At 72.5% G+C, this 14,257-nt stretch carries 14 protein-coding genes and 1 tRNA gene; 2 read left to right on the forward strand and 13 right to left on the reverse strand.

Annotated features, from left to right (window positions below):
* Positions 1–63: 63 nt before the first annotated feature.
* A complete protein-coding gene (locus ACXET9_RS05170) occupies positions 64–564 on the forward strand; it encodes a hypothetical protein (RefSeq protein ID WP_457885435.1) in 501 nt (166 codons plus the stop codon).
* A gap of 29 nt (positions 565–593) precedes the next feature.
* On the opposite strand, the gene ACXET9_RS05175 is transcribed toward ACXET9_RS05170, so the two are convergent.
* The 13 genes from ACXET9_RS05175 to ACXET9_RS05235 form a co-directional block, all read right to left on the reverse strand.
* The gene (locus ACXET9_RS05175) at positions 594–1,475 is read right to left on the reverse strand and encodes a TrmH family RNA methyltransferase (RefSeq protein ID WP_457885436.1); all 882 of its coding nucleotides are present in this window, start codon (positions 1,473–1,475) and stop codon (positions 594–596) included.
* Positions 1,472–1,951 carry a tRNA (cytidine(34)-2'-O)-methyltransferase gene (locus ACXET9_RS05180; RefSeq protein WP_457885867.1) on the reverse strand — a complete coding sequence of 160 codons (480 nt, stop codon included), beginning with the start codon at positions 1,949–1,951 and terminating at the stop codon, positions 1,472–1,474. The genes ACXET9_RS05175 and ACXET9_RS05180 overlap by 4 nt, the downstream gene beginning before the upstream one ends.
* A 128-nt stretch (positions 1,952–2,079) precedes the next feature.
* A tRNA-Leu gene (locus ACXET9_RS05185) sits at positions 2,080–2,168 on the reverse strand.
* Between the two features lie 93 nt (positions 2,169–2,261).
* Positions 2,262–2,687, reverse strand: coding sequence for a hypothetical protein (locus ACXET9_RS05190; RefSeq protein ID WP_457885437.1), 426 nt, complete (start codon positions 2,685–2,687; stop codon positions 2,262–2,264).
* Positions 2,688–2,787: 100 nt separating this feature from the next.
* Entirely contained in the window at positions 2,788–3,711 is a 924-nt protein-coding gene (locus tag ACXET9_RS05195; RefSeq protein ID WP_457885438.1) for a shikimate dehydrogenase, read from the reverse strand.
* Between the two features lie 4 nt (positions 3,712–3,715).
* The gene (gene mltG, locus ACXET9_RS05200; RefSeq protein ID WP_457885439.1) at positions 3,716–4,921 is read right to left on the reverse strand and encodes an endolytic transglycosylase MltG; all 1,206 of its coding nucleotides are present in this window, start codon (positions 4,919–4,921) and stop codon (positions 3,716–3,718) included.
* Complete coding sequence (ruvX, locus tag ACXET9_RS05205) at positions 4,918–5,505, reverse strand: Holliday junction resolvase RuvX (RefSeq protein ID WP_457885440.1); 588 nt, start codon at positions 5,503–5,505, stop codon at positions 4,918–4,920. The genes mltG and ruvX overlap by 4 nt, the downstream gene beginning before the upstream one ends.
* Positions 5,502–8,192: an alanine--tRNA ligase gene (gene alaS / locus ACXET9_RS05210; protein ID WP_457885441.1), complete on the reverse strand. Its 2,691-nt coding sequence runs from the start codon at positions 8,190–8,192 to the stop codon at positions 5,502–5,504. The genes ruvX and alaS overlap by 4 nt, the downstream gene beginning before the upstream one ends.
* Positions 8,193–8,322: 130 nt before the next feature.
* A complete protein-coding gene (gene rpsD, locus ACXET9_RS05215; protein ID WP_457885442.1) occupies positions 8,323–8,949 on the reverse strand; it encodes a 30S ribosomal protein S4 in 627 nt (208 codons plus the stop codon).
* A gap of 136 nt (positions 8,950–9,085) precedes the next feature.
* Positions 9,086–10,471 (reverse strand): replication-associated recombination protein A, encoded by a 1,386-nt coding sequence (locus ACXET9_RS05220; RefSeq protein WP_457885443.1) that lies wholly within the window; start codon positions 10,469–10,471, stop codon positions 9,086–9,088.
* 28 nt (positions 10,472–10,499) lie between these two features.
* Complete coding sequence (locus ACXET9_RS05225; protein WP_457885444.1) at positions 10,500–11,603, reverse strand: quinone-dependent dihydroorotate dehydrogenase; 1,104 nt, start codon at positions 11,601–11,603, stop codon at positions 10,500–10,502.
* Positions 11,604–11,700: 97 nt separating this feature from the next.
* Positions 11,701–12,261 carry a hypothetical protein gene (locus tag ACXET9_RS05230; RefSeq protein WP_457885445.1) on the reverse strand — a complete coding sequence of 187 codons (561 nt, stop codon included), beginning with the start codon at positions 12,259–12,261 and terminating at the stop codon, positions 11,701–11,703.
* Positions 12,258–12,620: a hypothetical protein gene (locus tag ACXET9_RS05235; protein WP_457885446.1), complete on the reverse strand. Its 363-nt coding sequence runs from the start codon at positions 12,618–12,620 to the stop codon at positions 12,258–12,260. Before ACXET9_RS05235 ends, ACXET9_RS05230 begins: the two co-directional genes overlap by 4 nt.
* A 107-nt stretch (positions 12,621–12,727) precedes the next feature.
* Here ACXET9_RS05235 and ACXET9_RS05240 point away from each other — a divergent pair, with 107 nt between their 5' ends.
* A complete protein-coding gene (locus ACXET9_RS05240; protein WP_457885447.1) occupies positions 12,728–14,182 on the forward strand; it encodes a leucyl aminopeptidase in 1,455 nt (484 codons plus the stop codon).
* Positions 14,183–14,257 lie beyond the last annotated feature (75 nt).

The raw sequence follows: 14,257 nt of genomic DNA on the forward strand, positions 1-14,257 counted from the left end.
CCGGTCATCCACAATCGGCCCGACGGTGCGGCGCGCAGAGCGCGGTTCTGCTGGGATGGGCCGATGCCCGACACCGACCCGATGCTGCTGGCGGTCCTCGCGATCGCCTACCTCCCGCCTGCGGTCGTGCTCTCGCGCATCGATGCCATGGAGCATCGTCTGCCCAACCGCTGGGTGCTGCTGCTGACAGCGTCGACAGGCACCGGTCTCGGGGCGCTCGCACTCCTGCAGCCCGCGGCCCGGCCGGGGCTGCGCGCGGCGCTGGTCCTCGCCGTGCTCCTCGGGCTCGGCGCGATCGTGATCGCCCTGATCGCTCCGCCGCTCCTCGGCATGGGCGATGCCAAGACCGTGCCCGTCGTCGTGCTCGCCTCGGCGTCGCTCGGGGGCGAGGCTCTGGTGGGGGCCATGCTCGGTGCGATCCTGCTCGCCGGGGCCCTCGGCGCCCTCGTGCTGGCGGTCTCGCGCCGCCCGGGGACGCGATTCGCCCTGGGGCCGGTCCTGCTGGCGGCGCCCTTCCTGGGCCTGCTCGGGGCGCCGACGGTCTCCGCGGCGCTCGGGACCTGACGCCTCCGCATCGTGCTCGGGCGATGCGCTCAGGCGCCTCGCTGGCGGCGCAGCTCATACAGCGCGATCGATCCCGCGATCGCGGCGTTCAGCGAGCTGGCGCTGCCGGTCATGGGGATCTCGGCGACCTCGTCGCAGGCCTCGCGCCAGCCGGCGCTCATCCCGACGGTCTCGTTCCCGACGACGATCACCACGGATCCGCTCAGGTCGAGGTCGGAGACGAGACGCCCGCCGGCCTCGTCGAGGCCGACCACCGTCCACTCCTGCCCGTCGGCCCGCAGCGCGTCGATCCGATCGAGGAGGTCGCGATGCGAGGCCAGGCGGAGGACGGGGAGGGCGAAGATCGATCCGGTGCTGGCGCGGATCGCCGCGGGATCCCACGCATCGGCGCTGTGCCCGGTGGTGATCAGGGCATCGGCGCCGAGGGCATCGGCCGTCCGCGCGAGGGAGCCGATGTTCCCGGGGCTCGACGGGCGGTCGAAGGCGACGACGACGGTGCCCGGGGCCGTGGGCAGGCGTGCGATGTCGTCGGAGGGGACGGCCGCGACGGCGAGGACCTCCGGGGCGCCGTCCTCCCGCTCCCCCAGCTCGGCCAGGAGCTCGGGGGCGAGCTCGACGACGGGCGCCGTCGCCGTCGCCAGGAGCTCCTCGGCCCAGGCGGAGCGCTGGGGGCGGCCGTCGACGAGGAGAGTGCGGATCTCGACGCCGTGCGCGAACGCCTGGGTGATCGGGCGCACGCCCTGGATGATCATCTCTCCGCTGCGCGTCCGCTTGGTCCGGCTGCGCAGCAGGGCCTCCCACTGCTGGAAGCGGGCGTTGCGCCGCTCGATCCGGGCCGGGGCGGCGTCCCGCCGGGGGCGCTGCGCAGATCCGGTCCCTCGTCCGGAGCGGCTCGGTGCGCGGCCGCTCATGCGTGCGGCCCCTCTCCGGCCCCGGAGAAGCCCTGCTGCCGCCAGGCCTCGTAGACGGCGATCGACGCGGCGTTGGCGAGGTTGAGCGAGCGTCGTGCAGGGAGCATCGGGATCCGCACCCGCTGCGTGATGCGCGGATGCGCCATGACGGCCTCGGGGAGCCCGGTGGGCTCGGTCCCGAAGAGGAGCACGTCGTCCTCGCGGTAGGCGATCCGGTCGAAGGTCGTCTCCGACCGCGCGGTGAAGGCGAACACCCGGGATTCCGGGACGGCGGCGAAGGCGGCGTCGATGTCCGGATGGATGCTCAGATCCGCCAGATCGTGGTAGTCCAGGCCGGCGCGGCGCAGCTTGGCGTCCTCGAAGTCGAAGCCGAGCGGCTCGATCAGATGGAGGCGGGCACCGCTGACCGCGGCGAGGCGGATCGCGTTGCCGGTGTTGCCGGCGATCACCGGTTCATGGAAGAAGACGTGGACCATACCGGAGATCATGGCACGTCCCGTGCCTGCGTCCCGGGCCTGCCTTCCGCATGAGCTCCGGGCTCCGAGCCCGGAGGAGACCCGGGATGCACGAAGGGCCCCGACTCTCGTCGGGGCCCTTCGCCGTGTGGTGTCCGAGGGGGGACTTGAACCCCCACGACCTAATACGGTCACTAGCACCTCAAGCTAGCGCGTCTACCAATTCCGCCACCCGGACAGGTGATCGCTCGCGGCGACAGAAAGAACATTAGCACCCCATCGGCGCTGGTCCTAACCGAAATGGGCCCTCCGGGTCCGGAAGTGGGGACCGTCACGCCGAGGCGTGCGCGGACTCCCGATCGAGCACGCCGTGCAGGAGGTCCAGAACGCGGTCGATGCGCTCCGTCAGCACGGAGGGGTCGCTCTCCGGCATCCGCTCGACGAGATCCTGCAGCGAGGCGGTGCACAGCGCGAGCATCGTCGGGTCCGGGGAGACCAGGAGGCTGGGTGTCCAGCGGGAGATCTGATCGAGCACCTCCCCCAGCTCGTCGGCGGCGGCATGGAGGCGCTGCGAGAGCAGCTCGACGCGCGCCTTCGCCGCGAGGGCGGTGCAGCGGCGCAGCAGCGGAGTCGTGACCTCGGGGAGCAAGGGGGCGAGAGGCTGCTGCGGGCCCTCGGAGGACGGGATGATCGGACGGTCCGGTCGTCGGCCGACGATGTCGACGCTGCGCGATCCGCTCGCTCGATCCAGGTCCATGGGTCACGTCCTCGTGGTCGGTGCCGGCGGCGGAGGCATCCGCGCCTCCCGCGACTTTACATCCCCTTTACCCGGCAGGACAAGGATTTCCAGACGGTTGTCAGCTGTGGCGCGCGAGCTCCGCGCGGGCCGCGGCGAGCATCGCGGGAACCGGGGCGGCGGGCACCCCGATCATGGACCTGACCTGCATATCCGCCTGATGGACGAGCATCTCGAGTCCGTCGGCGACGTCGGCTCCGGCGCGTCCCACCAGGGCCGCCAGCGGGGCCGGCCACGGATGGTAGAGGACGTCGAGGAAGGTGCGCGGAGCGGGCAGATCAGGGTGCTCCGCCCAGGTTCGGGCGAGGGCCTGGGCGCCGGGGAGCGCGAGCGCGCTGATGACGACGTCGGAGGTCAGCAGCTCAGAGGAGCTCTCCCAGGCGATGAGGCGCGGAGCGACGCCGCTCTCGCGTGCGAGGTCGGCGACCGGTACCAGCTTCTCGGGGCTGCGGGCGCTGAGGAGGATCTCCTCGGCGCCGAGCTCGGCGAGGGCGGCGACCGCGCTGAGGGCGGTCGCCCCGGAGCCGAGCACGCCCGCACGGCGCACCCCGTCGGCGCCGTGGTCGCGCAGAGCGGCGACGATCCCGTGGACGTCGTGATTCTCGGCCCGCCAGGTTCCGTCCTCGCGGCGCAGCAGCGTGTTGGAGATGCCGAGGCGCCGGGAGGTCGCGTCGCGCTCGGTCGCGAGCTCGAAGGCCTCCCGCTTGTCGGGCATCGTGACGCTCAGTCCGTCGAGCGCGGCGCCCGGGCCGCTCGCCAGGAAGGCGGCGAGCTCGCCCTCCCCCACCTCGTGACGGACGTACTCGGCGTCGTCGACGCCGAGATCGCGATACGCCGTGCTGTGCAGGAGCGGCGAGAGCGAGTGCGAGATCGGGGAGCCGACGACGGCGAATCGTCGAGGCCTCCCGCTCCCGGGCCGGGTCCGGGGCTCGGTCCCGGTCGCGGTTCCGGGGACGGTCTCGACGGCGGGGTCGGGGACGCTCACGTGATCAGCCCTCCTCGTCGCGGCTGGCGGCCCACTCGCGCCACTCCGCCACGTTCTGGTCGTGCTCCGCGCCGGTCTCCGCGAACTTCGTCTCGCCGGTCTCCGTGTTGACGGTGACCCAGTACAGCCAGTCCCCCGCCGGCGGATCGAGCGTCGCCTGCAGCGTGGCCAGCCCCGGGTTGGAGATGGGCCCGATGGGGAGCCCCTCGTGGTAGTACGTGTTGTACGGGTTGTCCGTCGCACGCTCCTCGGGCGTGGTGGAGACGACCTCGCTGCCCGTGAAGTAGGCGACCGTCGAGTCGAGCTGCAGCTTCATCGGCGTGCCGCCGGCCTCGCCGACGCCCGCGAGCCGGTTCTCGATGGTCCGCACGACCTTGCCGTAGTCGTCCGTGTCGGCGGCCTCCTTCTCGGCGATCGACGCGATGGTGAGCACCTTGTGGTAGTCGGCGGGCTCGACGCCGAGGCCCTCGAGCTGCTCCTCCATCCGCTCCCACATCTGGGTGATCATCTCGGCCGCGGTGGCGTCCTCGGCGAAGTCGTAGCGACCGGGCCAGAGATAGCCCTCGAGGCTGCCGGCGGCGTTCTCGGGGATGCCGAGCGCCGTGTAGTCCGCGGCCGCGGCCTCGAAGTCCTCGACGGGGACGCCGGTGGCCTCGGAGAGGATCGGCCAGATCTGCGAGGCGCGACGGCCTTCGGGGATGATCACGCGGTGCGCCGCGAGGCTCGAGGGGTCCAGCAGCAGCGCGAGCGCATCGGAGGACTTCATCTCGAGCTTGAGGCGGTAGAGGCCGGGCTCGATCCCGGAGGCGTCCGGCGAGTTCGAGAAGGCGGTGATGAAGGGACCGGCGGTGAGGATGACGCCCTCGTCGACCAGCGTGGAGGCGATGTCGGTCCCGGTGTCCCCGGAGGCGACCTCGATGACCACCTCGCCGCTGCCGGGGCCGGGATAGTCCTTCTCCTGCGCCTCCATGCTGATGTTGGAGGTCAGCCATCGATAGCCGAAGACTCCGCCGATGCCGAGGCCGCCGACGACGACGAGGACGAGCAGCACGGGCAGCAGGGCTCGGAAGGGCGAGCGGCGGGGCGCCGTCGCCGTGGCGCGCCGTCGTCCGTGACGGCGATCGCCCACGGAATGCGGGCCCTGCTTCTCCTGCTTCCGGTCCGACTGACCGGACACGATCTCCTCGAAGCTGACGTCCTCGTCGCTCACCTGTTCTCCTGCTGATCGGGGGCGTCGGATCGCGTCGGGTCGCGATCGACGGTCTCCTGGGTCTCCTGGGTCTCCTGGATCTCCGAGGCCTCCGGGGTCTCGGCGGGCTCCACGAGCTCGCCCGCCCGCCGTCCGGTGCTGCGTTCGATGTCCAGCGCCTGCTGGAGGATCAGGACGGCGGCGACCTGGTCGACGACCTGGCGGTGCTTGCGGCCCTTGCGACCGGAGCTGTGCAGCGCCTGGTGGGCGGACACGGTGGTCAGCCGCTCGTCGATCATACGGATCTCGACGGGTTCCGTCTCGTCGGCGAGCGAAGCGGCGAGCTGCTCGGCGACGTCGCGCGCCTTCGCCGCGGCCGCGCCCTCGGCGCCGCTGAGCGATCGCGGCAGACCGACCATGATGGCGCGGGCTCCGCTGTCGCGGGCCTCGGCGACGATGCGGGAGACCGCCTCATCGCGCGGGACGGTCTCGACGGGCGTGGCGATCAGCCCGTCCGCATCGCTGCGTGCGAGGCCGACGCGGACGTCGCCGACGTCCACGCCGAGCCGGACCGCGCGGGGAAGGCCCTTCTCGTCCTCGCTCATGCCGGGACGATCGCCTCGATCGCGCCGCGGATGGCGGAGAGCGCCTCGCCGGACCGCGCCGGCTCACCGCCACCGCCCTGCGCCATGTCGTCCTTGCCGCCGCCGCGGCCGCCCATGGCCTCGGCGCCGGTGCGCAGGAGAGCCCCGGCCTTCAGCCCCGCCTCGCGGGCGGAGGCGCTGGTCGCGACCACCAGGGCGGCGCGGCCGTTCTCATGGCCGGTCACGGCGACGACCGTCGGCGCGTCCTCTCCGAGGCGTGCGCGGAGATCCTGGGCGAGAGTGCGCAGATCGCCCGCGGGGACGCCTTCGCCCGCGTCGTGCGCGAGCAGGCGCACGCCGGCGACGTCGACGGTCTGCTCGACGAGGCGACCAGCCTCGGCCTGCAGCTGCTGGCCGCGCAGCGCGGAGAGCTGCTTCTCCATGTCCTTCAGGCGCTGGGTCATGGCCTTCACGCGCTCGGGGATCTCCTCGGTCGAGCCGACCTTGAGCAGATCGGTCAGCTGCGAGACCAGCGCGCGCTCCTTGGCGCCGTGGCGGTAGGCGGACAGGCCCACGAGGGCGTCGACGCGGCGGACGCCGGATCCGATCGAGGACTCCCCCATCAGCTGCACGGTGCCGATGGCGCCCGTGGAGGCCACGTGGGTGCCCGCGCACAGCTCGCGCGACCAATCGCCGCCGATGGAGACCACGCGCACGATGTCGCCGTACTTCTCGCCGAACAGGGCCATCGCGCCCAATGCGCGCGCCTCGTCGATCGGCATCTGACGGTCGGTCACCTCGAGCTCCTGCTGCAGCATCGTGTTGACGCGGCCCTCGATCTGCTCGAGCGCGGAGCGCGGCACGGACTGGCCGTACCGGAAGTCGAAGCGCATGCGGCCGGGCGAGTTCTCCGACCCCGCCTGGGTGGCGTTCTCGCCGAGCTCCTCGTGCAGCGCCTGGTGGACCATATGGGTCGCGGTATGGGCGCGGGCGATCGCGCCGCGGCGCTCGACGTCGATCGTCGCGACGGCCGCGGCGCCCGGACGCACCTCGCCCTCGACGAGCCGGCCGCGATGGACCGGGAGGCCCTTCACGGGTGCCTGGACGTCGTCGATCTCGACGATGCCGCCGCTGGCGAGGGCGATGCGGCCCTGGTCCGCGAGCTGGCCTCCCATCTCGGCGTAGAACGGGGTGGTGGCGAGCACGATCTCGACGTCGGCCGGAGCCTGGACGGCGTCGACCAGCTGCCCGTCCACGAGCACGGACTCGACGGTCGTGGCGACGGTGGACTCGGTGTAGCCGAGGAACGGGACGGCCTCGCCGCGCTCGCCCAGCAGACGGTTGTAGAGCGCGGTGTCGGTGTGCCCGGTCTTCTTGGACGCGGCGTCGGCGCGGGCGCGCTCGCGCTGCTCCCCCATGGCGGTGCGGAAGGCCTCCTCGTCGACGGACAGGCCCACCTCCTGCGCCATCTCGAGGGTCAGGTCGATCGGGAAGCCGTAGGTGTCGTGCAGGCGGAAGGCGTCCTCGCCGGCGACCTTCGCGCTGCCCTGCGCCTTCACCTCGCGGACGACCTGGTCGAAGATCGCGGTGCCGGCGACGAGGGTGCGACGGAACGCGTCCTCCTCGCCGTAGACGACGTCGCTGATGCGCTCGAAGTCCGTGGCGAGGGTCGCGTAGGACTCCGTCATGACGGACTGCGAGACCGGCAGCAGCTCGGGCATCGCGGGCTTGTCGTAGCCCAGCAGGCGCACGGAGCGGACCGCGCGGCGGATGAGGCGGCGCAGCACGTAGCCACGGCCCTCGTTGCCCGGGCGCACGCCGTCGCCGACGAGCATCATCGCGCTGCGGACGTGGTCGGCGATCACGCGGAGGCGGACGTCGTCCTCCGGGTTCGCGCCGTAGGTGCGACCGGTGAGCTCCTGCGCCTTCTCGATCACGGGGAAGACCTGGTCGGTCTCATACATGTTCTGCTTGCCCTGCAGCAGGTAGGCGACGCGCTCGACGCCGAGGCCGGTGTCGATCGACTTCTGCTCGAGCTCGCCGAGCAGCGGATAGTCGCCGTTCGCGCTCTCGCCGCGCAGGTACTGGTCGAAGACGAGGTTCCAGAACTCCAGGTAGCGGTCGCCGCCCGGGTCGACGTTCCCGCCGACCGCCTCGGGACCGTACTCGGGGCCGCGGTCGTAGTGCCACTCGGCGCAGGGGCCGGCGGGACCGGGCTGCCCGGTGGACCAGAAGTTCTCCTCCTTGGGGAGACGCACGATGTGCTTCGGATCCAGACCGATCTTGCGGGTCAGGACGTCGTAGGACTCGGCATCCTGCTCCCACAGGGTGACCCACAGGCGATCGCCCTCGAGCCCGAAGCCGCCCTGCTCCTGGGGCGTGGTGATGAGCTCCCAGGCGAGGTCGATCGCCCCCTCCTTGAAGTAGTCCCCGAAGGAGAAGTTCCCGGCCATCTGGAAGAACGTGCCGTGGCGCGTGGTGCGGCCGACGTTCTCGATGTCATTGGTGCGGATGCACTTCTGCACGCTCGCAGCGCGGGCGTACGGAGCCTTCTCCGTGCCCACGATGTACGGGATGAAGGGGACCATGCCGGCGACCGTGAAGAGGATCGACGGATCGGAGGAGACCAGCGATGCGCTGGGCACGATCTCGTGCTCCTTCGAGCCGAAGTAGTCGAGCCAGCGGCGATGGATCTCGGAGGTGCGCATGGTCGGGAAGGTCCTTCCTGGGGCGCGGCCGGCTCAGACGTGCCGCGAGCGGGGATATGGGGACGCGAAGGCCCCGGTCAGGGTACCGGAGTACTCCTGCCGGGGCCTTCGAGCGTCGAGAGCGGGAGGCTCAGCGCGCGTAGTACTCGACGACCATCTGGACGTCGCAGGTCACGGGGACCTCAGCGCGCTTGGGGCGCGCGACCAGCTTGGCCTTGAGCTCCGGCAGATCGACCGAGAGGTAGCTCGGGGTGGCGGCGAGGACATCGGCGTTGCCGCCCTCGGCTGCGATCTGGAAGGGCTCCATGGCCTGGGACTTGGGCTTGATCTGGATGGTCTGGCCCGGCTTCACGCGGAAGGAGGGACGGTCCACCAGCTTGCCGTCGACCAGGACGTGACGGTGCACGACGGCCTGACGGGCCTGGAGGGTGGTGCGGGCGAAGCCGGAGCGCAGGACGAGCGCGTCGAGACGCATCTCCAGCAGCTCGACCATGCTCTCGCCGGTCAGACCGGCTTCCTTCTTGGCGTCCAGGTACGCGCGGTGCATCTGCTTCTCGCGGAGGGCGTACTGGGCGCGCAGGCGCTGCTTCTCGCGCAGGCGGACGGCGTAGTCGGACTCGGTCCGGCGGCGGGCGCGGCCGTGCTCGCCCGGGGGGTACGGACGCTTCTCGAAGTACTTGACCGACTTCGGGGTCAGCGGGAGCCCGAGAGCTCGGGAGAGTCGCGCCTGGCGGCGCGCGCGGGTGACGTTGGTCACGAGGTCTACCTCTGTGTTTCGACGGGGGTGTGAATCCAATGAAGCAGCCGCGGATTCAGCGTCCGACTCTACCGCAGGCATCGGCTGGGCTCAACGCCCGATGCCGCAGGTCGGCGCGGATCTCCTGTGGGGTCGCTCACGACCCGCCGCTCCCGGTGCTGCGGGAGCGCACGATCCGACGCAGCGCCTCCACCCGGCGGGCGGTGGCGGCCTCCGCTCCGTGCTGGCCGGGGCGGTAGTAGTCCACCCCGACGAGGTCGTCGGGCGGGTACTGCTGCGCGGCGACGCCGTGCGGAGCATCGTGCGCATAGAGGTAGCCGTCCCCGTGGCCCAGCGACTCGGCCCCGGCATAGTGCGCATCGCGCAGGTGCGCCGGGACCCCCTGGCCGCGACCCGCCCGCACATCGGCGATCGCCGCGTCCAGAGCCCGGTAGGAGGCGTTGGACTTCGGGGCGGTCGCGATGTGCACGACGGCCTGCGCGAGCGGGATCCTGCCCTCGGGCATGCCGAGCATCTGGACCGCCTGCATGGCCGCGACGGCGACCTGCAGCGCGGTGGGGTCGGCCATGGCGACCTCCTCGCTCGCCGCGATCACCACCCGGCGGGCGATGAACCGCGGGTCCTCCCCCGCCTCGATCATCCGTGCCAGATAGTGCAGGGCCGCGTCGACGTCGCTGCCGCGCATCGACTTGATGAAGGCGCTCGTGACGTCGTAGTGCTGGTCGCCGGCGCGGTCGTAGCGGATCGCCGCCCGGTTGACGGCCTGCGCGAGCGTCTCCGCGTCGATCTCCGCCGAGCCCTTCATGAGGGCGGCGGCCGCCGCGGCCTCGAGGGAGGTGAGGATCTTGCGGGCATCGCCGCCGCCCAGCCGCAGGAGCGCCTCGCGGGCGTCGTCGGCGAGGGCGACGGCGCCGCCGAGCCCGTGCTCGGAGGCGAGGGCCCGGTCCACGAGCTCGTCGAGATCCGCCCTCGACAGGGGCTCGAGCGTCAGCACGATCGAGCGCGAGAGCAGCGGCGAGATCACCGAGAAGTGCGGATTCTCCGTGGTGGCGGCGATGAGCGTGACCCAGCGGTTCTCGACGCTCGGCAGCAGGGCGTCCTGCTGGGACTTCGAGAACCGGTGGACCTCGTCCACGAACAGCACGGTCTCCCGACCGGTGGTCCGCAGGCGCGAGCGCGCCCGGTCGACGACCTCGCGGATGTCCTTCACCCCTGCGAGGACGGCGGACACCTCGACGAACTCGCGGTCGCCGGACTGCGCGACGACGTACGCGAGGGTCGTCTTGCCGGTGCCCGGCGGTCCCCACATGATGACCGAGGCGGGGGCCGTCCGGGAGTCGTCGGCCGCGACCAGCCGCCGTAGGGGGCTTCCCTGCTCGAGGGCGGCATGCTGCCCGACCACCTCCTCGAGCCCGCGCGGGCGCATGCGCACCGCCAGCGGCGCCCGGTGATCCCGGTTGCCATCGCTCAGGGTGCGCGGCGCCGGAGCATCGCCCCCCAGGGAGAAGAGGTCCTCGTCCATGGTCCCAGGGTAGGCGGAGCCGGATGCTTCAGCTGTGCGCGAGCTCCCGGGCGAGGCGACCGGGCCAGGACGGTCCCTCGTAGATGAGGGCGGTGTAGCCCTGGACCAGATCGGCGCCGGCGGCGAGGCGCTCGCGGACGTCCTCGGCCGTGACGACGCCGCCGCAGCTGATGATCGTCGCGCCCTCGGGCAGCTCGGCGCGCAGGAGGCGCAGCACCTCGAGAGAGCGGTCGGCGAGGATCGGACCCGAGAGGCCTCCGGCGCCGATCGCCTCGATGCGAGCGCGGTCCGTGGCCAGGGAATCGGGGCGCGCGATCGTGGTGTTGGTCGCGATGACGCCGGCGAGGCCGACCTCGGCGGCGAGGCGCGCGATCGCGATGACGTCCTCGTCATGGAGGTCCGGCGCGATCTTCACGAGCACGGGGACATCGCGTCGCAGCCGCCGCTCCGCCTTCGCGGCCTCCTCGAGGACCGCCTCGAGGACCGGTCGCAGGGACTCGGTGGACTGCAGGTCCCGCAGGCCGGGCGTGTTGGGGCTGGAGACGTTGATCGCGAGATAGCTCGCGTACGGGGCGAGCAGCTGCGCGGAGAAGCGGTAGTCGTCGGCCGCGTCCTCGAGGGCGGTGGCCTTCGTCTTGCCGATGTTCACGCCGATCACGGCGCGCTGGCCGCGCTCGGTGCGCCGGGCGGCCGCGAGCGACTTCGCGAGCGCCTCCGCCCCATGGTTGTTGAACCCCATGCGGTTGATGAGTGCCCGATCCTCGAGCAGGCGGAAGCTCCGCGGACGCGGGTTCCCCGACTGCGGGCGCGCGGTGACGGTCCCCACCTCCACATGGCCGAAGCCGAGGTCGAGGAGCGCGAGCGGGACCTCGCCGTCCTTGTCGAAGCCTGCGGCCATGCCCAGCGGGCTGCGGTGCTCGTGCCCGAGCGCCGTGAAGGGCGCCGGCGTCGGACGCATCGGATGCGCGACCCGGAACACGGCGCGCAGCAGCGCGGGACCGCCCGGGAGGCGGTGCGCCGTCCTCAGCGCGAGGACCGTCAGATGATGCGCGGTCTCGGGGTCGGTGCGGCGCAGGACATGCCGGAACAGCACCGAGTACAGACGGCTCGTGGGGGTCGGGTTCGTGCTCACGCGCCTAACCGTACGCGTTCCCCGGACGCTCCCGTCGGGACCGCCTGCGGGACGGGACCGCCTGCTCGTGGGATCGGAGGCGGGACGGCGTCGGAGGTCAGCCGCGCGCCGCGGCCCGATGCCTGCTGCGCAGGATGTAGACGAGCGCGATGACCGGAAGCGCGAGCGGCACGTACCCGTAGCCGCTCCCGAAGCCCGACCAGACGGTCGCGTCCGGGAACAGCTCCGGATCCGCGATCGTCAGCGTCCCGACGACGAGCACCCCGAGGAGCTCGACGAGCACGAGCGCGAGCGCGAGCGGGCTCTCGCGACCGCCCCGCGCGAGCACTGCGGTCACGGCGATATAGGTCACCGCCGCCACCAGCGACAGCAGGTACGCCACGGGGGCGACCTCGAAGCGGGTGCCGATCTGCACCAGGCTCCGTGCGGTGGCGGCCAGGGCGAAGAGCCCGTAGACCAGCAGCAGGACCGTCGTGAACCCGCGCGAGCCGCGGGGGGCACGGCCGGACCGCTCCGCTCCGTCCCGCCGGGCCCGCCCGCCCTGCGCGGCGGCTCCCTCGCCGGTGCTCCCGATCCCGGTGTCGGCCATGGGTGCTGTCTCCTTCGTCGTGCTCATCAGCGCATCGGGGCCGCCCTGATGGGCGCCGGCGCCGGTCATGCGAAGCCTCCGGCCCAGATCTGATGCACGCGCATCTCGAGGACCAGCGAGGTGAGGCTCGCCACCGCGATCGTCAGGCTCCCCCACCGGGATCGCTCCCACACGGAGATCCAACCGGCCGCCAGCGGCAGCGCGACCGCGGTCAGCAGATATCCGTACAGGGTGATCGGATCGTCGACGACCCCGCCCGCGAGATCCCGCACGCCCAGCGCGACAGCCTGGACCAGCCAGACCAGGAACACGGCGGCGGCGGCACCGAGGAGCACGAGATCCGCGCTCAGGTCCTTGGCCGTGTAGTAGATCGCGAGGACGGCGGCGAGAGCGCTCACCGCATACACCAGGATGCTCAGCACCAGCATCGTCGGACCCGACCTCCACAGCCGTCGATCCCTGACGCCCCACGTCCCCGACGGCTGGGGCGGGCGCGGCCGTCGGAGTGCTCCGGGCCGATGCCTACGATAGGGCCATGCCCCTGATCACCGTTTCCGAAGCATCCGTGAGCGATGTCTCCGCCGATGTCCTCGTCCTCCCCCTCCTCGCCGGAGCCGACGACGCCCCCGCCGTCGTCCCCGGGCAGGAGCAGCTCAGCGCCGCCCTGTCCGACTCCATCGCCGCCCTCGAGCTCCCGGGCGGCCGCGGAGACCTCCAGCGCCTGCCCTCCGCCGGACTGACCTCCGCCGGCACCATCCTGCTGGTCGGCCTCGGCGGCCCGGACCTCTCCGCGATCTCCGCCGAGGACGTCCGCCTGGCCTACGGCGCCGCCACCCGCTCGATCCGCTCCGCCACGGCCGCGATCGTCCTGCCCGGAGGAACCCCCGAGCAGGACGCCGCCGCCGTCGAGGGCGCCGCCCTGGGCGCCTACGCGTACACGGCGCTGAAGTCCGAGCCCGCGACCGTCGTCGACTCGGTCGTCGTCCTCGGCGACGCCGCCCTCGCGCCCGTCGTCGAGCGCGCGCAGATCCTCTCCGACGTCGTCGACCTCACCCGTGACCTCGTGAACACCCCGCCGAACCTGCTCTACCCGGCCGAGTTCGCGCGCCGCGCCCAGGAGGCCGCCGCGGATCTCCCCGTCGAGGTCACCGTGCTCGACGAGAAGGAGCTCGCGGACGGCGGCTACGGCGGCATCGTCGGCGTCGGCCAGGGCTCGGCCCGCCCGCCCCGCCTCGTCCGCGTCGCCTACGCCCCCGAGGGCGCGACCGCGTCCGTCGGCCTCGTCGGCAAGGGCATCACCTTCGACACCGGCGGCATCTCCCTCAAGCCCGGCGCCGGGATGGAGGACATGACCTCCGACATGACCGGAGCCGCCACCGTCCTCTCCGCCGTGCTCGGCGCCGCCCGCCTCGGGCTCGACATCAAGGTCACCGCGCACCTCGCGATCGCCGAGAACATGCCCGGCGGAGGCGCCCAGCGCCCCGGCGACGTCGTGACCATGCGCAACGGCACCACCGTCGAGGTCCTCAACACGGACGCCGAAGGTCGCATGGTCATGGCCGACGCCCTCGTGGACGCCGTCGCCGAGGGCCCCGACCTCGTCCTCGACGTCGCGACGCTCACCGGCGCGGCCATGGTCGCCCTCGGCAAGCGGACCGCCGCAGTCCTGGGCACGGACTCCGCGCGCGAGATCGTGCTCGACGCCGCCGGACGGACCGGCGAGCTCTTCTGGCCGCTGCCGCTGCCCGCCGAGCTCCGACCCGACATCACCGGCCGCATCGCCGACCTCCGCAACATCGGCGCCGGCCGCTGGGGCGGGGCCCTCACCGCCGGCCTCTTCCTGCGCGAGTTCGTCGGAGACGCCGAGTGGGCCCATCTGGACATCGCCGGCCCCTCCTTCGCCGACGCCCCGCTCGGCTACATGGGCAAGGGCGCCACCGGGATGAGCGTGCGCACCGTGCTGCAGGTGCTGGAGGACCGCGCCTCCTGACGCTCACCGCACTCCGGCCGCGCTCCGCGCGCCGCCCACTGCGCCCCGGAGGCGCCGGGTTCGCCGACCAGCGGA

This window comes from Brachybacterium netajii (SeqCode) (assembly GCF_054114245.1).